Consider the following 22688-nt stretch of genomic DNA (forward strand, 5'->3'; position numbering starts at 1 on the left):
GCGTCCGCTGAAATCCCTGACAAACGTCAACGCCCAGTTCCAGCGTGGGATGGCGGCCTGTCAGACCCTGTTCAGCATTCTGGATTCCGAGCAGGAAAAAGATGAAGGTAAGCGCGTCATTGAGCGTGCAAACGGCGACGTTGAGTTTCGCAATGTGACCTTTACCTACCCTGGCCGCGAAACGCCGGCCCTGCGTAATATCAACCTGTCCATTTCGGCGGGTAAAACCGTGGCTCTGGTAGGCCGTTCTGGCTCGGGTAAATCGACCATTGCCAGTCTGATCACCCGTTTTTACGATATTAACGAAGGTGAGATCCTGTTAGACGGGCATGACCTGCGGGAGTATACCCTTCAGTCGCTGCGTAACCAGGTTGCTCTGGTTTCTCAGAACGTGCATCTGTTTAACGATACGGTCGCCAACAACATCGCTTACGCGCGCACTGATGAGTACAGCCGCGAGCAGATTGAGAACGCCGCGCGTATGGCCTACGCAATGGACTTTATCAATAAGATGGATAACGGCCTGGATACGATAATCGGTGAAAACGGGGTACTGCTCTCCGGCGGTCAGCGTCAGCGTATCGCCATTGCGCGTGCGCTGTTGCGCGATAGCCCGATTCTGATTCTGGACGAAGCGACCTCTGCGCTGGATACGGAATCAGAACGTGCTATTCAGTCTGCGCTGGATGAGCTGCAAAAGAATCGTACCTCGCTGGTGATTGCACACCGTCTGTCGACTATCGAGCAGGCTGACGAAATCGTCGTGGTTGAGGACGGTATCATTGTTGAACGCGGAAGCCATGCTGACCTGCTGGAGCACCGCGGCGTTTACGCCCAGCTTCATAAGATGCAGTTTGGCGAATGATTGCACGTATCTGGTCCGGTGAGAACCCGCTGTGGCTGCTGCTTTTGCCGCTATCCTGGCTATACGGCCTGGTAAGCGGAATTATCCGTCTGCTTTACCGTCTGGGGCTGAAGCGTGCCTGGCGCGCGCCGGTGCCGGTTGTGGTTGTCGGTAATCTTACGGCAGGGGGCAACGGTAAAACGCCGGTGGTGATCTGGCTGGTGGAGCAATTGCAAAAACGCGGCATCCGCCCAGGGGTGGTATCGCGCGGATATGGTGGCAAAGCGGCGCGTTATCCGCTGCTGCTGACGGCGGAAACCACGACAGCCGAAGCGGGTGATGAACCGGTATTGATTTTCCAGCGTACCGGCGCGCCGGTTGCGGTCTCTCCGGTGCGCAGCGACGCCGTTCAGGCACTGCTTGCCGAACAGGCGGTACAAATCATCATCACTGACGATGGCTTGCAGCACTATGCCCTGGCGCGTGATAAAGAGATCGTGGTCATCGACGGTGTTCGCCGTTTTGGTAACGGCTGGTGGCTGCCTGCCGGCCCTATGCGTGAACGTGCTTCGCGACTGAAGTCCGTTGATGCGGTGATTGTGAACGGTGGAGAGGCAAAATCGGGTGAAATCCCGATGCACCTGCAGCCGGGTCTGGCGGTCAACCTGGCGACGGGTGAACGCCGGTCGGTTGCTGAACTACCTTCACCGGTGGCGATGGCGGGAATTGGTCATCCCCCGCGCTTCTTCGCGACGCTGGAACAGTGTGGTGCCCGGCTTGAAAAACGCGTTCCGCTGGCCGACCACCAGGCGCTGGTGGAAGGGCAGGTTGACGCCCTGACTTTGCCCGGACAGTCGCTGATCATGACCGAAAAAGATGCGGTAAAATGCCGTGCCTTTGCGAAAGATAACTGGTGGTATCTGCCGGTTGACGCTGAACTCAGCGGCGAGCAGCCGGAACACTTGCTCCAGGAACTGATTGCGTTGGTGCAGTAAAGGCTTACGCGGTTCCGGTGGCGCTTAGACTGACAGGAAAACGCATGTCATTACCGCAACTCTCGCTTTCAGCCGCACGTCATTTACACCTTGCCGCGCAGGGGCTGCTCAAAAAGCCCCGCCGCCGCGCACAGCCTGCCGATATTCTCTCTACCGTCCAGCGCATGTCGCTGCTTCAAATCGACACCATTAACATTGTGGCCCGTAGCCCTTACCTGGTCCTTTTTAGTCGACTGGGGAATTATCCTTTGCAGTGGCTGGATGAAGCGCTAAGCAAGGGGGAGTTAATGGAGTACTGGGCGCACGAAGCCTGCTTTCTGCCCCGCAGCGATTTTGCCCTGGTTCGTCACCGCATGCTCTCGCCGGAAAAGATGGGCTGGAAATACCGACAGGCGTGGATGCAGGAACATGCCGCTGAAATTGAGCAGCTCATCGCGCATATTCAGGATAACGGTCCCGTACGTTCCGCCGATTTTGAACACCCGCGCAAAGGCACCAGCGGCTGGTGGGAGTGGAAGCCGCACAAACGTCATCTCGAAGGGCTGTTCACCTCAGGTAAAGTCATGGTGATTGAGCGGCGTAATTTTCAGCGCGTCTACGACCTGACGCATCGCGTGATGCCGCACTGGGACGACGAGCGTGACCTGCTTACTCAGGAGACTGCCGAGGCCATCATGCTGGAGAACAGCGCCCGCAGCCTAGGGATTTTCCGCCCCCAATGGCTGGCAGACTATTACCGCCTTCGCCAGCCCGCGCTGAAACCGCTGTTGGACATCTGGCAACGCGAACAGCGCATCATCCCCGTCACGGTGGAAACGCTGGGCGAAATGTGGCTGCATGCGGATCTCCTCCCGCTACTGCCTCTGGCCCTGGAGGAGAAACTTCAGGCAACCCACAGTGCGGTGCTGTCGCCTTTCGACCCGGTCGTCTGGGACAGAAAACGCGCCGAGCAGCTGTTCGATTTTAGCTACCGGCTGGAATGTTATACCCCGGCTCCAAAGCGCCAGTACGGCTATTTTGTTTTACCGCTGCTGCACAAGGGGCAACTGGTCGGGCGTATGGATGCCAAAATGCACCGCAAGACCGGAACGCTTGAAATCATTGCGCTTTATCTGCAAGAAGGCGTCAGGGTGACGGCGAGCCTGGAAAAAGGGTTAACGTCCGCCATTAGCGAATTCGCGCGCTGGCAGGGTGCCCGCGACGTGACGCTGGGCCGGGTACCTGATGGATTGTTTACATCCTGTCGAAGTGGCTGGGAAACAGGCACGCCCTGAAAAGGGAATGTGTTAAGCTTTAGCTATTACCCATACGGAGGAACTATGGATCACCGTTTACTTGAAATTATTGCCTGCCCGGTATGCAACGGCAAACTCTACTATAGCCAGGACAAACAGGAGCTGATCTGCAAGCTGGACAGCCTGGCTTTCCCGCTGCGTGACGGCATTCCGGTACTGCTGGAAAATGAATCCCGCTCCCTGGTAGCAGAAGAGAGCAAACCATGAGTTTTGTTGTCATTATCCCTGCGCGTTATGCCTCAACGCGTCTGCCGGGTAAACCGCTGGTGGATATCAACGGCAAGCCGATGATTGTGCATGTTCTTGAACGCGCGCGTGAATCCGGTGCCGATCGCGTGATTGTTGCTACCGACCATCCTGACGTCGCCCGTGCGGTTGAGGCAGCAGGCGGTGAGGTATGCATGACCCGCGCCGATCACCAGTCCGGCACCGAACGTCTGGCGGAAGTGGTTGAGAAATGTGGTTTCAGTGATGATACGGTCATCGTAAACGTGCAGGGTGACGAGCCGATGATCCCAGCGGTGATTATCCGTCAGGTGGCCGAAAACCTGGCCCAGCGTCAGGTCGGAATGGCCACGCTGGCGGTACCCATTCACCACGCTGAAGAGGCATTCAATCCGAATGCGGTGAAGGTCGTCATGGATGCGGAAGGCTATGCGCTCTATTTCTCCCGAGCTACGATTCCGTGGGATCGCGATCGCTTTGCGCTTTCTAAAGAGACCATTGGTGATACTTTCCTGCGCCATATAGGGATCTACGGCTATCGCGCCGGCTTTATTCGTCGCTATGTGGCCTGGGCGCCGAGCCCGCTGGAGCATATCGAAATGCTGGAACAGCTTCGCGTGCTCTGGTATGGCGAGAAAATTCACGTTGCCGTTGCTGAGGAAGTTCCCGGCACGGGCGTAGACACCCCTGAAGATCTTGAGCGCGTTCGAGCCGAATTGCGTTAATCTTACCGGCATCTCTCCTCAGTGAGGGATGCACTCTCCGCTTTATTTTTCACTTTCTTTTTCCTGATTGATCTCTTCCGGGTGACAACTTCATTAAGGACGCTCATTATAAAAGCAGTAGTCTTAATGGGGGTAATCTCATATGGAACAGCTGCGTGCCGAACTTAGCCATCTGCTGGGTGAGAAATTAAGCCGGGTCGAATGCGTGAGTGAAAAGGCCGATACCGCGCTTTGGTCATTGTATGACAGTCAGGGCAACCCAATGCCGCTGATGGCCAGAAGTTTCACCTCGCCGGGAGTTGCCAGGCAGCTTGCATGGAAAATGTCGATGCTGGCGCGGGAGGGGACCGTCCGTATGCCGACGGTGTACGGCGTAATGACCCACGAGGAACACCCCGGCCCGGACGTGCTGCTGATTGAGCGTTTACGCGGTGTGTCCGTTGAAGCGCCTGCGCGCACGCCGGAACGTTGGGAGCAGTTAAAAGACCAGATTGTCGAGGCGCTGCTGGCCTGGCACCGTCAGGATAGCCGCGGGCTTGTTGGTCCGGTCGACAGCACTCAGGAAAACCTGTGGCCGCAGTGGTACCGCCAGCGGGTGGAAGTGCTCTGGGGGACGCTTAACCAGTTCAACAATACCGGTTTAACCATGCAGGACAAACGCATTCTGTTTCGCACCCGCGAGTGCCTACCGGCACTGTTCGACGGTTTTAATGACAACTGCGTTTTGATCCACGGTAATTTCACCCTGCGCAGCATGCTCAAAGATGCCCGCAGCGATCAGCTTCTGGCGATGCTCGGGCCGGGGATCATGCTCTGGGCTCCGCGCGAATATGAGCTCTTCAGGCTCAGCGACAGCGGGGCGGCGGAAGGTTTACTGTGGCATTACCTTCAGCGCGCCCCTGTTGCGGAAGCATTTCTCTGGCGGCGCTGGCTGTACCTGCTCTGGGACGAAGTCGCGCAGCTGGTGAACACCGGACGTTTTAATCGCGCAAACTTCGATCTGGCAACAAAATCACTGTTGCCCTGGCTCGCCTGACGATCCTTTCAGCCACTGCCAGAGGCGTCCAAGCGTCTCATAGCCGACGCGGTCGCTATGCATCAGCCACGCCGGGGAGGGGATAGCCCGCTCCCACGGGTTGAGCGGCGCGTCGACGGCCATCTGGTTTGCCGGCGCGGGAAGCGGGTGCAGGCCTTGCTTCTCAAAGAAAATCATCGCGCGCGGCAGGTGTGAGGCGGAGGTCACCAGTAAGAACGGGGCATCGCCAATCGCCTGCTTCACAGCGGCAGCCTCTTCTTCGGTATCTTTTGGGCTGTCGAGAGTGATTATTGAAGAACGCGGTACGCCGAGCGATTCCGCGACCCTGGCGCCCGCTTCAGCCGTGCTCACCGGGTTCGTTTTGGCCGCCGCGCCGGTGAAGATCATTCTTGATCCCGGATTCGCCAGCCAGAGGCGAATACCTTCGTTCAGCCGCGGCAGGCTGTTGTTGATCAGGTTTGAACTGGGGGCCCAGTCAGGATCCCAGGTATATCCGCCGCCCAGCACCACGATGTACGCCACTTTCTGCTTTCCCTGCCATGTCGGGTACTTGTTTTCTATGGGGCGTAGCAGACCATCCGCGACCGGTTGCAGGCTTAACAGCAGCAAGACTAACCAGCCGAGCGTGATAAGCGTTTTGCCACTTTTCTGAAAGCGACTGAACCACACCAGCGCCAGCCCCAGCGCGATGATGATGAGCAGCAGCGGAAGGGGAAGCATCATCCCTCCAATGTATTTCTTAAGGGTAAAAAGCATCCTTTTTGGTTCCTTTTTTGACCATATAGCAGGTGATTACCCGTGATATTACACCAGAGAGGTTCATTCTCCGCGCGGGTGTGACAAAATAGCGGTTTTGCAGTTAGCGAGTGGAACTCTCCCAATGCGGGATCGCAATTTTGATGACATCGCGGAAAAGTTTTCGCGCAACATTTATGGCACCACGAAAGGGCAGCTCCGTCAGACGATCCTCTGGCAGGATCTGGACACTATTCTGGCTACGTTCGGTGGTCAAACGTTGCGCGTGCTGGACGCCGGTGGCGGTGAAGGGCAGACGGCCATAAAAATGGCTGAACGCGGTCATCACGTCACGCTTTGCGATCTTTCTGCTGAAATGGTCGCCCGGGCGACGCGTGCGGCAGAAGAGAAAGGTGTGAGCGACAACATGCATTTTATACAATGCGCCGCTCAGGACATCGCACAGCATTTGGAAACCCAGGTTGATCTGATATTGTTTCATGCGGTGCTGGAGTGGGTTGCCGATCCGCAAAGCGTGTTACAAACCCTGTGGTCGATGTTGCGCCCGGGCGGCACGCTGTCGCTGATGTTCTACAATGCTAACGGCTTTCTGATGCACAACATGGTTGCAGGAAACTTCGACTATGTTCAGGTCGGGATGCCCAAAAAGAAAAAGCGCACGCTTTCCCCGGACTATCCGCGCGATCCACAGCAGGTTTATGGCTGGCTGGAAGCGATTGGCTGGCAGATAGTCGGGAAGACGGGCGTCAGGGTGTTTCATGATTATCTGCGTGAAAAACACAAACAGCGTGACTGTTTTGACACCTTAACAGAATTAGAAACGCGGTATTGCCGTCAGGAGCCTTTTATCAGCCTTGGCCGCTATATTCACGTCACCGCGCACAAGCCGCAGATGCAAGGATAACCTATGAGTGAATTTTCCCAGACAGTCCCCGAACTGGTTGCCTGGGCCAGGAAAAACGATTTCTCCATCTCGCTGCCGGTAGACAGACTCTCTTTCCTGCTGGCGGTTGCCACGCTGAACGGCGAACGGCTGGATGGTGAAATGAGCGAGGGTGAACTGGTGGATGCGTTCCGCCATGTCAGTGATGCGTTTGAGCAAACCAGCGAAACCATTAGCGTGCGTGCCAACAACGCAATCAACGATATGGTGCGTCAACGTCTGCTGAACCGCTTTACCAGCGAGCAGGCGGAAGGAAACGCCATCTATCGTCTGACGCCACTGGGCATCGGCATCACCGATTATTATATCCGCCAGCGTGAATTTTCCACGCTGCGTCTTTCCATGCAGCTCTCGATCGTGGCGGGTGAGCTTAAGCGCGCCGCCGACGCGGCGGATGAAAACGGTGACGAATTCCACTGGCACCGTAACGTCTACGCGCCGCTGAAATATTCGGTGGCCGAGATTTTCGATAGTATCGATCTCACCCAGCGACTGATGGACGAGCAGCAGCAGCAGGTGAAAGACGATATCGCGCAGCTGCTGAATAAAGACTGGCGAGCGGCCATCTCCAGCTGCGAACTTCTGCTGTCAGAAACCTCCGGCACGCTGCGTGAGCTCCAGGATACGCTGGAAGCGGCAGGGGATAAGCTTCAGGCGAACCTTCTGCGCATCCAGGATGCGACCCTGGCGCACGACGATCTGCACTTTATTGACCGTCTGGTGTTCGACCTGCAGAGCAAACTCGACCGTATTATCAGCTGGGGCCAGCAGTCGATCGACCTGTGGATCGGCTATGACCGACACGTGCATAAATTTATCCGTACCGCGATCGATATGGATAAAAACCGCGTCTTTGCTCAGCGTCTGCGTCAGTCGGTACAGACCTATTTCGATGCGCCGTGGGCGTTGACCTATGCCAATGCCGATCGTCTGCTGGATATGCGTGACGAAGAGATGGCGCTGCGCGATGAAGAGGTGACCGGTGAACTGCCGCCGGATCTGGAATACGAAGAATTTAACGAAATTCGCGAGCAGCTTGCGGCGATGATCGAAGAACAGCTCGCGGTCTACAAAACCAGACAAGCTCCGCTGGATCTTGGACTCGTGGTGCGCGACTATCTGGCGCAATATCCTCGTGCGCGCCACTTCGACGTTGCCCGCATTGTGGTAGACCAGGCGGTGCGCCTGGGTATCGCGCAAGCAGATTTCACCGGACTGCCGCCGAAGTGGCAGCCAATTAACGATTACGGAGCCAAGGTACAGGCGCATGTCATTGACAAATATTGAACAAGTGATGCCGGTTAAGCTGGCACAGGCGCTGGCGAATCCGTTATTTCCGGCGCTGGACAGCCAGCTGCGTGCCGGTCGTCACATTGGCTTAGACGAGCTGGATAATCACGCCTTTTTGATGGACTTCCAGGAGTACCTGGAAGAGTTTTACGCGCGCTACAACGTGGAGCTTATCCGCGCGCCGGAAGGGTTTTTCTACCTGCGCCCGCGCTCCACGACGCTGATTCCGCGTTCCGTGCTCTCCGAGCTGGATATGATGGTCGGCAAAATTCTTTGCTACCTCTACCTCAGCCCGGAACGTCTGGCGAATGAAGGAATCTTCACCCAGCAGGAACTTTACGACGAGCTGTTGACGCTGGCAGATGAGAGCAAGCTGCTCAAGCTGGTGAACAACCGTTCCACGGGTTCGGATCTTGACCGTCAGAAATTACAGGAAAAGGTTCGCTCTTCCCTGAACCGTCTGCGTCGTCTGGGAATGGTCTGGTTTATGGGCCACGACAGCAGCAAATTCCGCATTACGGAATCTGTCTTCCGCTTCGGCGCCGACGTGCGTGCGGGCGATGACGCGCGTGAAGCGCAGCTTCGCATGATCCGCGACGGTGAAGCGATGCCGGTGGAAAACCATTTGCAGCTCAATGATGAGCATGAAGAGAATCTGCCGGATAGCGGGGAGGAAGAGTAATGATTGAACGCGGTAAATTTCGCTCACTGACGCTGATTAACTGGAACGGCTTCTTTGCCCGAACGTTCGATCTGGATGAGCTGGTCACGACGCTCTCCGGCGGTAACGGGGCGGGTAAATCCACCACCATGGCGGCCTTTGTCACGGCGCTGATCCCTGACCTTACGCTGCTTCACTTCCGTAACACCACCGAAGCGGGAGCAACAAGCGGCTCCCGTGATAAAGGTCTGCACGGTAAGCTGAAGGCCGGCGTCTGTTATTCGGTTCTGGACGTCATTAACTCCCGCCATCAGCGTGTAGTCGTGGGCGTGCGCCTGCAGCAGGTCGCCGGCCGTGACCGTAAAGTGGATATCAAGCCGTTTGCGATTCAGGGCTTGCCGACCTCCGTGCAGCCGACGGCGCTGCTGACGGAAACCCTGAATGAACGCCAGGCGCGCGTGCTGACGCTGCAGGAGCTGAAGGATAAACTGGAAGCCATTGAAGGCGTGCAGTTCAAGCAGTTCAACTCGATTACCGACTACCACTCGCTCATGTTCGATCTGGGCGTGGTGGCGCGTCGTCTGCGCACCGCATCAGACCGTAGCAAATACTACCGCCTGATCGAAGCGTCCTTGTACGGCGGTATCTCCAGCGCGATTACCCGCTCCCTGCGCGACTACCTGCTGCCGGAAAACAGCGGGGTGCGTAAGGCCTTCCAGGATATGGAAGCGGCGCTGCGTGAAAACCGTATGACGCTGGAAGCGATTCGCGTTACCCAGTCCGATCGTGACCTGTTTAAACACCTGATCAGCGAAGCCACCAACTACGTGGCGGCGGACTACATGCGCCACGCCAACGAGCGCCGCGTCCACCTCGATCAGGCATTAGAATACCGTCGCGAGCTGTTTACCTCCCGTAAACAGCTGGTGGCCGAGCAGTACAAGCACGTCGAAATGGCGCGCGAACTCGGTGAGCACAACGGTGCCGAGGGCGACCTGGAAGCCGACTACCAGGCCGCCAGCGATCACCTGAACCTGGTGCAAACCGCGCTGCGTCAGCAGGAAAAAATCGAGCGCTATGAAGCGGACCTCGACGAGCTGCAGATCCGTCTCGAAGAGCAAAATGAAGTGGTGGCCGAAGCCGCCGACATGCAGGAAGAGAACGAAGCCCGCGCCGAAGCCGCCGAGCTGGAAGTGGATGAGCTGAAAAGCCAGCTTGCCGATTACCAGCAGGCGCTGGACGTGCAGCAGACGCGCGCGATTCAGTACACCCAGGCATTGCAGGCATTGCAGCGCGCGAAAGAGCTGTGCCATCTGCCTGACCTGACGCCGGAAAGCGCCGACGAGTGGCTGGATACCTTCCAGGCCAAAGAGCAGGAAGCCACCGAAAAACTGCTGTCCCTCGAACAGAAAATGAGCGTCGCGCAAACGGCGCACAGCCAATTTGAGCAGGCTTATCAGCTAGTCGTTGCGATTAACGGCCCGCTGGCGCGTAGCGAAGCCTGGGACGTTGCCCGTGAGCTGCTGCGCGACGGCGTGAACCAGCGCCATCTGGCCGAGCAGGTTCAGCCGCTGCGTATGCGTCTGAACGAGCTGGAGCAGCGCCTGCGCGAGCAGCAGGAAGCCGAGCGTCTGCTGGCGGAATTCTGCAAGCGTCAGGGAAAAAATTACGATTTCGACGAGCTTGAGGCCCTGCATCAGGAGCTGGAAGCGCGTATCGCTGCGCTTTCAGACACGGTCTCCAGCGCCAGCGAACAGCGTATGACTCTGCGTCAGGAGCTGGAGCAGCTTCAGTCCCGTTCGCAAGCGCTTCTGCAGCGTGCGCCGGTCTGGCTGGCGGCTCAAAGCAGCCTGAACCAGCTCAGCGAACAGTGCGGCGAGCAGTTCGAATCCAGCCAGGAAGTGACAGAATACCTGCAGCAGCTGCTGGAGCGCGAGCGCGAAGCTATTGTTGAGCGTGATGAAGTGGGCGCGCGCAAGCGTGACGTCGACGAAGAAATTGAACGCTTAAGCCAGCCGGGCGGGTCAGAAGATCCGCGCTTGAATGCACTCGCCGAGCGTTTTGGCGGCGTGCTGCTGTCCGAGATTTATGACGACGTAGGTCTTGATGATGCCCCGTACTTCTCCGCGCTGTACGGTCCATCCCGCAACGCGATAGTGGTCCCGGATCTGTCGCTGATTTCTGAGCAGCTTGCCGGCCTGGAAGATTGTCCGGAAGATCTCTACCTGATCGAAGGGGATCCGCAGTCGTTCGATGACAGCGTATTCAGCGTCGACGAGCTGGAAAAAGCGGTGGTGGTGAAAATCGCCGACCGTCAGTGGCGCTATTCCCGCTTCCCTGAGCTGCCGCTGTTTGGCCGCGCCGCGCGCGAAAGCCGCATCGAAAGCCTGCACGCCGAGCGTGAAACGCTGTCGGAACGTTTTGCGACCCTGTCGTTTGACGTGCAGAAAACCCAGCGCCTGCACCAGGCGTTCAGCCGCTTTATCGGCAGCCATCTCGCCGTGGCATTTGACGCGGATCCGGAAGCCGAAATCCGCAAGCTCAATACCCGCCGTGGCGAGCTTGAACGTGCGATTGCCAGCCATGAAAGTGATAACCAGCAGAGTCGAGTTCAGTTTGAACAGGCCAAAGAGGGGGTTGCTGCCCTTAACCGCATTCTGCCGCGCCTGAATCTGCTGGCGGATGACACCCTGGCCGATCGCGTGGACGAGATCCAGGAGCGTCTGGATGAAGCGCAGGAAGCTGCGCGCTTCGTGCAGCAGCACGGTAATCAGCTGGCGAAGCTGGAGCCGGTCGTGTCTGTCCTGCAGAGCGACCCGGAACAGTTTGAGCAGTTGAAAGAAGACTATGCCTGGTCGCAGCAGGTGCAGCGCGAGGCGCGTCAGCAGGCGTTTGCCCTGACGGAGGTGGTGCAGCGTCGCGCCCACTTCGGTTACTCCGATTCGGCGGAAATGCTGAGCGGTAACAGTGACCTGAACGAAAAGCTGCGTCAGCGCCTTGAGCAGGCTGAAGCGGAACGTACTCGCGCCCGCGAAGCAATGCGCAGCCACTCCGCTCAGCTGAACCAGTACAACCAGGTGCTGGCCTCGCTGAAAAGCTCCTTCGACACCAAGAAAGAGCTGTTAAACGATCTGCAGAAAGAGCTTCAGGACATCGGCGTTCGTGCCGATAGCGGGGCAGAAGAGCGCGCGCGTATCCGTCGTGACGAACTGCATTCGCAGCTCAGCAATAACCGCGCTCGTCGTAATCAGCTGGAAAAAGCGCTGACCTTCTGCGAAGCGGAAATGGATAACCTGACCCGTCGCCTGCGCAAGCTGGAACGTGATTATCATGAAATGCGTGAGCAGGTCGTGACCGCCAAGGCGGGCTGGTGCGCGGTGATGCGCATGGTGAAAGACAATAACGTCGAGCGTCGTCTGCACCGTCGCGAGCTGGCATATCTCTCCGCCGATGAGCTGCGTTCCATGTCGGATAAGGCGTTGGGTGCCCTGCGTCTGGCGGTGGCGGATAACGAACACCTGCGCGATGTCCTGCGTATGTCTGAGGATCCGAAACGTCCTGAACGTAAAATCCAGTTCTTCGTGGCGGTTTACCAGCACCTGCGCGAGCGTATTCGCCAGGACATCATCCGTACTGACGATCCGGTCGAAGCCATCGAACAGATGGAAATCGAGCTGTGCCGTCTGACGGAAGAGCTGACCTCCCGCGAGCAGAAGCTGGCAATCAGCTCCCGCAGCGTGGCGAACATTATTCGTAAAACCATTCAGCGCGAGCAGAACCGTATCCGCCAGCTCAACCAGGGGCTGCAGAGCGTGTCGTTTGGTCAGGTGAACAGCGTGCGCCTCAACGTTAACGTGCGTGAAGCGCATGCCACCCTGCTGGAAGTGCTTTCTGAGCAGCACGAGCAGCATCAGGATCTGTTAACAGTAACCGTCTGACCTTCTCCGAAGCGCTGGCGAAGCTATATCAGCGCCTGAACCCGCAGATTGATATGGGACAGCGTACGCCGCAAACCATCGGTGAAGAGCTGCTGGACTACCGAAACTATCTGGAAATGGAAGTTGAGGTAAACCGTGGCTCAGACGGCTGGCTGCGTGCGGAATCCGGAGCGCTCTCTACCGGTGAAGCGATCGGTACCGGTATGTCAATTCTGGTGATGGTGGTACAGAGCTGGGAAGACGAAGCGCGCCGCCTGCGCGGCAAAGACATCTCCCCATGCCGACTGCTGTTCCTTGATGAGGCTGCGCGTCTTGATGCGCGCTCCATTGCCACGCTTTTTGAGCTTTGCGAACGTCTCGATATGCAGCTCATCATTGCGGCACCTGAGAACATCAGTCCCGAAAAAGGGACAACCTACAAGCTGGTGCGTAAAGTGTTCCAGAACAGCGAACACGTTCACGTTGTTGGGCTGCGTGGCTTTGCACCGCAGCCGCCAGAATCATTGCCTGAAACCACGGCGGACGCTTCCTGAAGCGTCTTCTGACCCGAAGCGGCGCCCTGGCGCCGCTTTTTTTTAAACTTAACTTGTGCTTAGGGCTGCGTTATCTTTAAACTTCTTTACATAAGGTAAGGCAACAGCTTAGCCGTCTACCTATAATGAAAGAAAGCCCCAACGTGATGGGCATGTCGTGAAAACAGGGGGCAAGGGATGTTGCTTAAGAAAGAATGTGGTCGTCAGCTGTCGGCGCTGAGTTTATGCCTGGCAGTGATGTTTGCTCCGCTGTTAACCGCCCAGGCCGACGAGCCTGAAATTGTGCCGACTGACAGCTCGGCAACGACAGGCGCGCAGCCAACGTCGTTGTCCCAGCCTCTGGACCAGTCTCCGGCAACGGCTATCATGGCCGGTATTAAGCCGCTGCCGGAAGGTATCGACGCCGAATCGCTCAGCCAGCAGCTGCAGTCGGGGCTGCCGTCCGGGTACGCGCCTGTCTATCTCAATCAGCTCACGCTCCTTTATGCTGCCCGCGATATGAAACCGATGTGGGAAAACCGCGATGCCGTGCGCGCCTTCCAGCAACAGCTCGCGGAGGTCGCGATTGCAGGGTTTCAGCCGCAGTTTACAAAATGGGTTGAGCTGTTAACCGATCCTGCCGTCACCGGGCAGGCGCGGGACGTGGTGCTTTCCGATGCCATGATGGGCTACCTGCAGTTCGTGGCGGGTATTCCGGTCAACGGCAACCGTTGGCTTTACAGCGATAAGCCGTACAAGCTGGCGACGCCGGCACTGTCGGTGATTAACCAATGGCAGTTAGCGCTGGATAACGGCGAACTGCCGCGCTTTATCGCCAGCCTCGCACCGGCGCACCCACAATATGCCACTCTGCACCAGTCGCTCCTCGCGCTGGTTGGTGACTCGCGCCCATGGCCTCAGATGCGCGGCACCGCGACGCTGCGTCCGGGGCAGTGGAGCAGCGATGTGCCTGCCCTGCGCGAGATCCTGACTCGTTCCGGTCTTCTTGATGGCGGGCCACATATTGCGTTGCCAGGCGACGATCCGCAAAATGCGGCGGTCAGCCCGTCAGCTCCCGTGAAAGAGAAAAAAACGATTGCCGTCAGCAATAAACCCGCAGCATACGATCGCGAGCTGGTTGCGGCAGTGAAGCAATTCCAGACCGCACAGGGGCTGGGGGCCGATGGCGTCATTGGCCAGACGACGCGAGACTGGCTGAACGTATCGCCTGCGCAGCGGGCAGGTGTGCTGGCGCTCAATATCCAGCGTTTGCGCCTGCTGCCTGGAACACTCTCTACCGGAATTATGGTTAACATTCCGGCTTATTCCCTGGTCTATTATCAGGACGGTAGCGAAAAACTGGCGTCGCGCGTGATTGTCGGGCGTCCGGATCGTAAAACACCGATGATGAGCAGCGCGCTGAATAACGTGGTGGTTAACCCACCGTGGAACGTGCCGCCGACGCTGGCGAGAAAAGACATTCTGCCGAAGGTCTGGAACGATCCGGGGTATCTGGAACGTCATGGCTATACGGTGATGCGCGGATGGAACAGTAAAGAGGCCATCGATCCTTATATGGTCGACTGGTCGACAATTACGGCTTCTAATCTGCCGTTCCGTTTCCAGCAGGCACCCGGGGCGCATAACTCTTTAGGGCGCTACAAATTCAATATGCCGAGTTCAGACGCTATCTATCTGCACGATACGCCGAACCACAATCTGTTCCAGAAAGATACTCGCGCGCTGAGTTCTGGCTGCGTACGCGTGAACAAAGCCTCGGAGCTGGCCAATATGCTATTGCAGGATGCGGGCTGGAACGATACGCGCATTTCCGATGCCCTGAAGCAGGGGGATACGCGTTACGTTAATATTCGACACAACATTCCGGTCAATCTTTACTATCTGACGGCGTTTGTTGGCGAAGACGGGCGTACTCAGTACCGTACAGATATTTACAATTATGATCTCACCGCGCGATCCGGCGCACAAATTTTGCCAAAAGCGGAACAATTAATCAGGTAAATGAAGCAGTTCGGGAAAAATGATTGTCGTAAGTTAGGGTGAATAAGGGGCAATATCGCTGCAAGCCGCGTATTCACTGGGGTTGGGCGCCTTGACGTACCCGGTTTTGCCAGTTAAGGTGCCCTTCGTGCGCTAAGCATATTACGATTTCTTTTACCTGTAGACCTGATTATCATGGACAAATTTGACGCTAATCGCCGCAAACTGCTGGCGTTAGGTGGTGTTGCGCTTGGCGCAGCGGCCATCTTGCCGACGCCAGCATTTGCCACCCTCTCGACACCTCGTCCGCGAGTTTTAACGCTCAACAACCTGCATACCGGTGAGTCGCTAAAAGCGGAGTTTTTCGATGGCAGAGGCTATATTCAGGATGAATTAGCAAGACTTAACCATTTTTTCCGTGATTTCCGCGCGAATAAAATAAAAGCCATCGATCCAGGACTGTTTGATCAGCTTTTCCGCCTTCAGGGCCTGCTGGGCACCAGCAAGCCGGTTCAGCTCATTTCTGGCTATCGTTCGATTGATACCAATAATGAACTGCGCGCCCACAGTCGCGGGGTAGCGAAAAAAAGCTATCACACGAAGGGACAGGCAATGGATTTCCATATTGAAGGCGTTTCGTTAGCCAATATTCGCAAAGCTGCGTTATCTATGCGCGCAGGTGGTGTAGGATATTACCCCAGCAGCAACTTTGTGCATATTGATACCGGTCCGGTTCGGCACTGGTAATAACGAAACACAGGAGCAGTATGAACTATCGTATTATTCCGGTTACCGCGTTCTCCCAGAATTGTTCTCTCATCTGGTGCGAACAGACTAAACTGGCCGCGCTTGTCGATCCCGGCGGTGACGCTGAGAAGATCAAGCAGGAAGTCGCCGACAGCGGCGTGACGCTCATGCAGATTTTACTGACGCATGGTCACCTCGACCATGTGGGTGCAGCGGCTGAACTGGCTGAACACTACGGCGTGCCGATAGTTGGTCCGGAAAAAGAAGATGAGTTCTGGCTGCAGGGGTTACCCGCCCAAAGCCGCATGTTTGGCCTGGATGAGTGTCAGCCTTTGACGCCCGATCGCTGGCTGAACGAAGGAGAGCGCGTTAGCATAGGGAATGTGACTTTACAGGTGTTGCATTGTCCTGGGCATACGCCAGGCCATATCGTCTTCTTTGATGACCAGTCCCGTCTGCTGATTTCCGGCGATGTGATTTTCAAAGGTGGCGTAGGACGCAGCGATTTTCCGCGCGGCGATCACGGTCAACTGATTCAGTCGATTAAACAGAAGTTATTGCCGCTGGGTGATGATGTAACGTTTATCCCTGGACACGGTCCGATGTCGACGCTGGGCTATGAACGGCTCCATAACCCGTTCCTTCAGGATGAAATGCCTGTCTGGTAACCCGAATAAAAAAAGCCTGCATAACGCAGGCTTTTTTATGGGCGCAAATTACAGTACGGCGACAATCGCTTCGCACAGTGGCGCCATGTTGTCAGGCGTCATGCCTGCAACGTTCACGCGGCCAGAGGCCACGGCGTACACGCCAAACTCTTCACGCAGACGCAGAACCTGCTCTTTGGTCAGACCGCTGAACGAGAACATACCGTTCTGTTTGATGATAAAGCTGAAGTCGCGATCCGCGCCTTTCTCAGCCAGGGTGTTCACAAACAGCAGGCGCATGCGCTGAATACGCTGACGCATATCGTTCAGCTCTTGTTCCCAGATAGCGCGCAGCGCATCGTTGCTCAGGATAGTCGCAACAACAGACGCACCGTGTGCCGGTGGGTTAGAGTAGTTAGCGCGGATAACCGATTTCATCTGGCTGAACGCACGATCGACGGTCTCTTCGTTAGCGGCAACCAGCGTACAGGCACCCACGCGCTCATTGTACAGACCGAAGTTCTTGGAATATGAGCTTGCGACAATCAGCTCCTGGTGCACGGCTGCGAACGCGCGCAGGCCTTCGGCATCTTCTTCCAGGCCACGGGCGAAGCCCTGGTAGGCAAAGTCAAACAGCGGCAGCCAGCCTTTCTCTACGGACAGCTTCGCCAGATGTTGCCACTGCTCAAGCGTCGGGTCGATACCGGTTGGGTTATGGCAGCAGCCGTGGAACAGCACCACGTCACCTGCCTGCGCCTCGCTCAGGCTCGCCAGCAGGCCGTCAAAGTCGAGAGAGTGGTTTGCCGCGTCGTAGTAGGCGTATTCACGCACTTCCAGACCCGCAGAGTTAAACACGCTCTTGTGGTTAGGCCAGCTTGGGTTGCTTACCCAAACGCGCTTAACAGAGGTGTTTTTCGCAAGGAAATCCGCCGCCACGCGCAGCGCACCGGTACCGCCTGGGGTCTGTGCTGTGCGGGCACGTTTGTCACTCACAATTGCACTGCCTTTACCGAACAGCAGCTCCTGGGTGCAGCGACCAAATTCAGGGATACCATCAATACCGAGGTAGTTTTTGGTGGTTTCGTTTTCCAGCAGATACTGCTCAGCTTTCTTAACGCTGGTCAGTACCGGAGTTTTGCCGGTTTCATCTTTATATACACCAATACCCAGGTTGATTTTGCCAGGGCGGTCGTCGGCACGAAACAGATCGGCCAGGCCCAGAATCGGGTCGGCAGGAGCGGCGGTAATGTTCTCAAACATGACGAAGTTCCATTGTGATTACAGAAGTGAAATCCGCTATCAGGTTAACGGTAGATTTACAAAATGCCAACCGTTTGCGACGAAAAGCGTGCGGCTTTTCAAAAGTCGCCATTATTTTCTGTCAGGCATAAAAAAACAGGGCCGAAGCCCTGTTCATTAAGCATATAACAAAGTGGTGTTCTGATTAGAACTGGTAGGTTACGCCAACGGTAGCCTGGTTGTCAGAGCCAACCCAGCTGGTGGACGCATCTTTGTCGTCCAGCAGGTTGAAGCGGTAGTCACCGTACACGTTGAAGTTCTTGTTGAAGTAGTAAGTCGCACCAGTGGTGATGTATTTCGCCAGGTCACGGTCGCCGATGCCGTTCAAGTCTTTACCTTTGGACTGAACGTAAGAAACGGAAGGACGCAGGCCGAAGTCGAACTGGTACTGTGCGATAACTTCGAAGTTCTGAGTCTTGTTAGCAATGTTATAAACATTACCATCATCATTCGGAACATAGTTTTCGCCGCTGTTACCCAGGCGGCTCATGTTGCGAGTCTCTGCATAAACGGTCGCGAGGTAGATGTTGTTTGCGTCGTATTTCGCGCCAACAGCCCAGGATTCAGCTTTATCGCCTTTACCATCTTTTTTCTGCTCAAGCGTGCGGTTAGCGGTGCTGTAGGCACCGATCAGACCGAAGCCTTCACCGAACTCGTAACCCAGTGACAGACCAACGCCGTCGCCGTTTGCTTCATTCAGGTTTTTACGATCGTTTTTACCCTGGTATTGAACGCCAAAGTTCAGACCATCAACCAGACCGAAGAAGTTGTTGTTACGGTAGGTCAGCAGGCCAGTAGAACGGCTGGTCATGTAGTTATCAACATAACCGCCACCCCAGGTTTCGCCAGAGAAGGATGGAGCCATATCGGTGTAGGATTCTACGTCATACACGATACCGTAGTTACGACCGTAGTCCAGAGAACCCGCGTCAGCGATTTTCAGGCCAGCGAAAGCCAGACGAGTTACGTTAGTCTGGTCACCTTCAGCTGCACCGGCGCGTGCACGGTATTCCCACTGGCCGTAACCGGTCAGCTGATCATTGATCTGAGTTTCGCCTTTGAAGCCGATCTGGCCATAAGAGGAGTCAGCATTTTTGTGTACGCCAGAAGTGGTGAAGCCGTGTTCGCCCACAACTTTACCGTAGAAGTCCAGCTTGTTGCCGTTTTTGTTATAGATTTCTGCAGCGTTAGCTGCACCGGCTACCAGCAGGGCAGGGATTACCACTGCCAGAATATTGCGCTTCATCATTATTTATTACCCTCATTGGTTTTTTTATGACACTCGCCACTGCCGTCAATAAATTCTGTCAATAAATATTTCCGGAACTATTGATGAGAGTTAGGTGTCTTTATGTATCTGACAGGCATCTTTCCATTCGCCGAAGCGTTTCGCTAGCCTGAAAGTGCTACAATTCTCAAGATTGAGTAACAGAAAGAAAATATGTGTAACTAAATATGTATTTTTGGGAACTTTGTGAACCACCTCAAACTTCAGAGTGCCCTGGCGAATTAAACAACAGAGCATATCCTATATATATGAATTCCTTATGATTAATTTGGATAAAGGCAATTCATATAAACAGACGCTAAACGACCCGGTTTTTCTTATGACTACTGAAAGCCTTCTGGATGGCTGTAAAAATGGTCGAAATTTGTGCTGTTGCCCGATGGTGAAATAATCGCAATAAGACTAGGGTTTATTTTTTGTGGCTGGATGTTTCGCGGAAACAAAACGTAACAGGTAGTGATTGTGACGGGGCGAAGGTTTAAAGACGCTGACTTTAAGCTGACGAAAACTGACAATACAGAATAAAATAATGGCCAGCAGATGCTGGCCATTTTAGTCTTTTAGCGATTAGAAGCTGGCGTTACGTGGAGTACGTGGGAACGGAATCACGTCGCGTACGTTCTGAACACCGGTAACGTAGGCAATCAGACGCTCGAAGCCCAGACCAAAACCGGCGTGCGGTACGGTACCGTAACGGCGCAGATCGCGGTACCAGCTGTAGTCAGCTGGGTTGAGCCCCATCTCTTCCATACGCGCGTCCAGCACGTCAAGACGCTCTTCACGCTGAGAGCCACCGATGATTTCACCAATGCCCGGCGCCAGGACGTCCATCGCTGCAACGGTTTTACCGTCTTCGTTAAGGCGCATATAGAAGGCCTTAATGTCTTTCGGGTAGTTTTTAACGACAACCGGCGCTTTGAAATGCTTCTCGGCCAGATAGCGCTCGTGCTCAGACGCCAGGTCTACGCCCCAGTAAACCGGGTTCTCGAACTTCTCACCGCATTTCTCGAGGATCGCCACCGCGTCGGTGTAGTCCACCTGCGCAAAGTCGGCTGAGACAAAACGCTCCAGACGCGCTACTGCATCGCTGTCTACGCGTTCTGCAAAGAATTTCATGTCGTCAGGACGCTCTTCCAGCACCGCTTTGAAGACGTACTTGAGCATCGCTTCCGCCAGACCCGCAACATCGTCCAGGTCGGCGAACGCCACTTCCGGCTCCAGCATCCAGAATTCCGCAAGGTGACGGCTGGTGTTGGAGTTTTCTGCGCGGAAGGTAGGGCCGAAGGTGTAGATCTTAGACAGCGCACAGGCGTACGTTTCGCCGTTGAGCTGACCGGAAACGGTCAGGAAGGCCTCTTTACCAAAGAAGTCTTTGTCATAGTCCACTTTACCTTCCGGCGTGCGCGGCAGGTTTTCGAGATCCAGCGTAGAGACACGGAACATCTCACCGGCACCTTCTGTGTCGGACGCAGTGATCAGCGGGGTAGACACCCAGAAGTAACCCTGTTCATCGAAGAAACGATGCAGCGCCTGCGCCAGCGTATGACGCACGCGCGCCACCGCACCAATCAGGTTGGTACGTGGACGCAGGTGGGCCACTTCACGCAGATATTCGATGCTGTGACGTTTAGCCGCCATCGGATAGGTATCCGGATCTTCAACCCAGCCGGTGACTTCAATGGCAGAAGCCTGAATTTCGAAGCTCTGGCCCTGACCCGGTGATGCTACAACCACGCCGGTGACAATAACGGAACAGCCCGTTGTCAGGTGCAGAACGTCATCATTGTAATTGGGCAGAGAATTATTAATGACGGCCTGTACAGGATCAAAGCAGGAACCGTCATAGACGGCGAGGAAGGAGATGCCAGCTTTAGAATCTCGGCGGGTACGCACCCATCCGCGCACGGTGACTTCCTGGTCAACGGCGACACGGCCCTGGAGTACGTCGGCTACAGGCACAACGCTCATAATATTCTCTCTGTTAATAGTCGGAAAAAATAAATACTTGTCCACCCTTATGGGGGGATATCTATGTTACCTGCCATCCGCTATCAGACAAGTAAATTTCGCAGTCAAAAGAGAAGAATTGAGAAATAAATAAGGGAAGGGAGCCATAAAGGCTCCCGTAAGCGCTTAACTGGCTTTTTTAATCAAGGGGAGATCGAACGCTTTGCGCAATGCGCGGACAAACGCTTTGTCATGGCAGATGGTTTTACCCGGACTGTCGGAGAGTTTCGCCACCGGCTTGCCGTTACATTCCACCAGCTTTATCACAATATTCAGAGGTTTTACCTGAGGAATGTCGCAGGTCAACCGGGTACCAATCCCGAAACTCAGGTTCACTCTGGTGTTGAAATGACGATAGAGTTCGACCGCTTTCGCCAGGTCGAGATTATCCGAGAAGACGAGCACTTTGCTCATCGGGTCAATGCCAAGTTTCTCGTAATGGGCAATCGCCTTCTCGCCCCACTCGATCGGATCCCCTGAATCGTGGCGTAACCCCTGATATCGCTCTGCAAATTCAGGTCCAAAGTCGCGAAGGAAGGCATCCATCGTAATGCAGTCGGTGAGGGCGATCCCGAGTTGATTCGGGTACTCCTCAAGCCATGCGGCCAGCGCCGCTCGCTGGCTGTTGGCCAGGTCAGGGCTGATCTGCTGATGCGCCTGGAACCACTCGTGCGCCTGGGTGCCCATCGGCGTCAGGTTGAGGCGACGGGCCAGATCGTAGTTACTGGTGCCCACGAACCACGGCTCCTGCTGCAGACGTTTAACGATGGCCTCCTGTACGTCGCGCGAAAAACGGCGGCGGGTGCCAAAGTCCATCAGGCGGAAGCGGGACATGTCCAGGCCTGCGGTCAGCGTGGAGAAGGCTGCGAGTTTATTTTCCAGCGCGGCGACCGCCTGCTCGACGCCTTTTTCCGGCGAACGGTAGCGGTGAGCCAGTTCACTGATCACCGCCAGAAGCGGCACTTCCCACATGATCACTTCCCGCCACGGACCTTCAAGGCGAATATCCAGCTTGCCATTATCGTTAAGCACGGTGACCTGCTCCGGCTTATAGCGGAAATCGCGCAGCCAGTTCAGGTAGTCGGCTTTGAAGAAAGGCAGGCCAGAAAGCCACTGATATTCCTTGTCCTGCAGCGTCAGATGCTGCATAGCATCGACCTGTTCACGAATGGCGTCTACGTAGATACCGAGCAAGTCGTCGCCACGACAGCGGAATTCCGCCGCGACGTGAACGTCATAGTAGTGGTGGAAAACGGCTTGCTGCATATGCAGTTTATACGCGTCGGTATCCAGCAACGTATGCAGAACTGGAGAAGCGAATTGAGTCATAGGTGCGCAGTAGCATCCTCTCACAGGAGCGTTTAGTACAATAAACAACTCCGGAGTATACCTTGTTTAGTGATTTATTGAACCCCGATCACAACATAAGCGCGTTTTATGGTCGAGGGCATTTTGTGCCCCGTGTTATACAAATGTAGC

General features: G+C 55.6%; 17 protein-coding genes and 1 pseudogene. 13 read left to right on the top strand and 5 right to left on the bottom strand.

The features are described 5' to 3' along the window. The 6 genes from ACWYRJ_RS14765 to ACWYRJ_RS14790 all read left to right on the top strand — a co-directional run. A partial coding sequence (locus ACWYRJ_RS14765) for an ATP-binding cassette domain-containing protein (RefSeq protein WP_455508172.1) occupies window positions 1-865 on the top strand: 865 nt, incomplete at its 5' end. After that, window positions 862-1839, top strand: coding sequence for a tetraacyldisaccharide 4'-kinase (gene lpxK / locus ACWYRJ_RS14770; RefSeq protein ID WP_133294100.1), 978 nt, complete (start codon window positions 862-864; stop codon window positions 1837-1839). The genes ACWYRJ_RS14765 and lpxK, both read left to right, overlap by 4 nt. A 44-nt stretch (window positions 1840-1883) precedes the next feature. Further along, the gene (locus ACWYRJ_RS14775) at window positions 1884-3113 is read left to right on the top strand and encodes a winged helix-turn-helix domain-containing protein (RefSeq protein ID WP_455508173.1); all 1230 of its coding nucleotides are present in this window, start codon (window positions 1884-1886) and stop codon (window positions 3111-3113) included. 45 nt (window positions 3114-3158) lie between these two features. Then, entirely contained in the window at window positions 3159-3341 is a 183-nt protein-coding gene (gene ycaR, locus ACWYRJ_RS14780) for a protein YcaR (protein WP_014069589.1), read from the top strand. Next, window positions 3338-4084 (top strand): 3-deoxy-manno-octulosonate cytidylyltransferase, encoded by a 747-nt coding sequence (gene kdsB / locus ACWYRJ_RS14785; protein WP_008499959.1) that lies wholly within the window; start codon window positions 3338-3340, stop codon window positions 4082-4084. The genes ycaR and kdsB overlap by 4 nt, the downstream gene beginning before the upstream one ends. A 142-nt stretch (window positions 4085-4226) precedes the next feature. Continuing rightward, window positions 4227-5120, top strand: a complete 894-nt coding sequence (locus ACWYRJ_RS14790) for a YcbJ family phosphotransferase (protein ID WP_111964561.1) — start codon at window positions 4227-4229, stop codon at window positions 5118-5120. On the opposite strand, the gene elyC is transcribed toward ACWYRJ_RS14790, so the two are convergent. Further along, window positions 5097-5876: an envelope biogenesis factor ElyC gene (gene elyC / locus ACWYRJ_RS14795; RefSeq protein WP_063408037.1), complete on the bottom strand. Its 780-nt coding sequence runs from the start codon at window positions 5874-5876 to the stop codon at window positions 5097-5099. The genes ACWYRJ_RS14790 and elyC overlap by 24 nt on opposite strands. 124 nt (window positions 5877-6000) lie before the next feature. Between elyC and cmoM the strand changes: the two genes are divergently transcribed. From cmoM to ACWYRJ_RS14830, 7 genes and pseudogenes are all read left to right on the top strand, one after another. After that, complete coding sequence (gene cmoM / locus ACWYRJ_RS14800; protein ID WP_023311004.1) at window positions 6001-6780, top strand: tRNA uridine 5-oxyacetic acid(34) methyltransferase CmoM; 780 nt, start codon at window positions 6001-6003, stop codon at window positions 6778-6780. Between the two features lie 3 nt (window positions 6781-6783). Beyond that, window positions 6784-8106, top strand: a complete 1323-nt coding sequence (gene mukF / locus ACWYRJ_RS14805) for a chromosome partition protein MukF (protein WP_041910621.1) — start codon at window positions 6784-6786, stop codon at window positions 8104-8106. Continuing rightward, on the top strand, window positions 8087-8791 hold the full coding sequence (gene mukE / locus ACWYRJ_RS14810) for a chromosome partition protein MukE (RefSeq protein ID WP_008499954.1): 705 nt from the start codon (window positions 8087-8089) through the stop codon (window positions 8789-8791). Before mukF ends, mukE begins: the two co-directional genes overlap by 20 nt. Next, window positions 8791-13241: pseudogene (gene mukB / locus ACWYRJ_RS14815) on the top strand (chromosome partition protein MukB). The gene mukE and the pseudogene mukB overlap by 1 nt, the downstream one beginning before the upstream one ends. A gap of 177 nt (window positions 13242-13418) precedes the next feature. Then, a complete protein-coding gene (gene ldtD, locus ACWYRJ_RS14820) occupies window positions 13419-15242 on the top strand; it encodes a L,D-transpeptidase (RefSeq protein WP_115874641.1) in 1824 nt (607 codons plus the stop codon). Between the two features lie 174 nt (window positions 15243-15416). After that, complete coding sequence (locus ACWYRJ_RS14825) at window positions 15417-15968, top strand: YcbK family protein (protein ID WP_032639289.1); 552 nt, start codon at window positions 15417-15419, stop codon at window positions 15966-15968. A gap of 20 nt (window positions 15969-15988) precedes the next feature. Further along, the gene (locus ACWYRJ_RS14830) at window positions 15989-16636 is read left to right on the top strand and encodes an MBL fold metallo-hydrolase (protein WP_008499950.1); all 648 of its coding nucleotides are present in this window, start codon (window positions 15989-15991) and stop codon (window positions 16634-16636) included. A 48-nt stretch (window positions 16637-16684) separates the two neighbouring features. Here the strand turns inward: ACWYRJ_RS14830 and aspC are convergent, their stop codons facing one another. The 4 genes from aspC to pncB all read right to left on the bottom strand — a co-directional run bounded on the left by aspC (window position 16685) and on the right by pncB (window position 22538). Then, the gene (aspC, locus tag ACWYRJ_RS14835; RefSeq protein ID WP_033145106.1) at window positions 16685-17875 is read right to left on the bottom strand and encodes an aspartate transaminase; all 1191 of its coding nucleotides are present in this window, start codon (window positions 17873-17875) and stop codon (window positions 16685-16687) included. Between the two features lie 184 nt (window positions 17876-18059). Continuing rightward, window positions 18060-19163, bottom strand: a complete 1104-nt coding sequence (locus ACWYRJ_RS14840; RefSeq protein ID WP_047651295.1) for a porin — start codon at window positions 19161-19163, stop codon at window positions 18060-18062. Between the two features lie 606 nt (window positions 19164-19769). Further along, window positions 19770-21170: an asparagine--tRNA ligase gene (gene asnS / locus ACWYRJ_RS14845; RefSeq protein WP_111964555.1), complete on the bottom strand. Its 1401-nt coding sequence runs from the start codon at window positions 21168-21170 to the stop codon at window positions 19770-19772. A 165-nt stretch (window positions 21171-21335) separates the two neighbouring features. Then, the gene (gene pncB, locus ACWYRJ_RS14850; protein WP_455508174.1) at window positions 21336-22538 is read right to left on the bottom strand and encodes a nicotinate phosphoribosyltransferase; all 1203 of its coding nucleotides are present in this window, start codon (window positions 22536-22538) and stop codon (window positions 21336-21338) included. Window positions 22539-22688 lie beyond the last annotated feature (150 nt).

The sequence above is a fragment of the Enterobacter sp. genome (assembly GCF_977039595.1).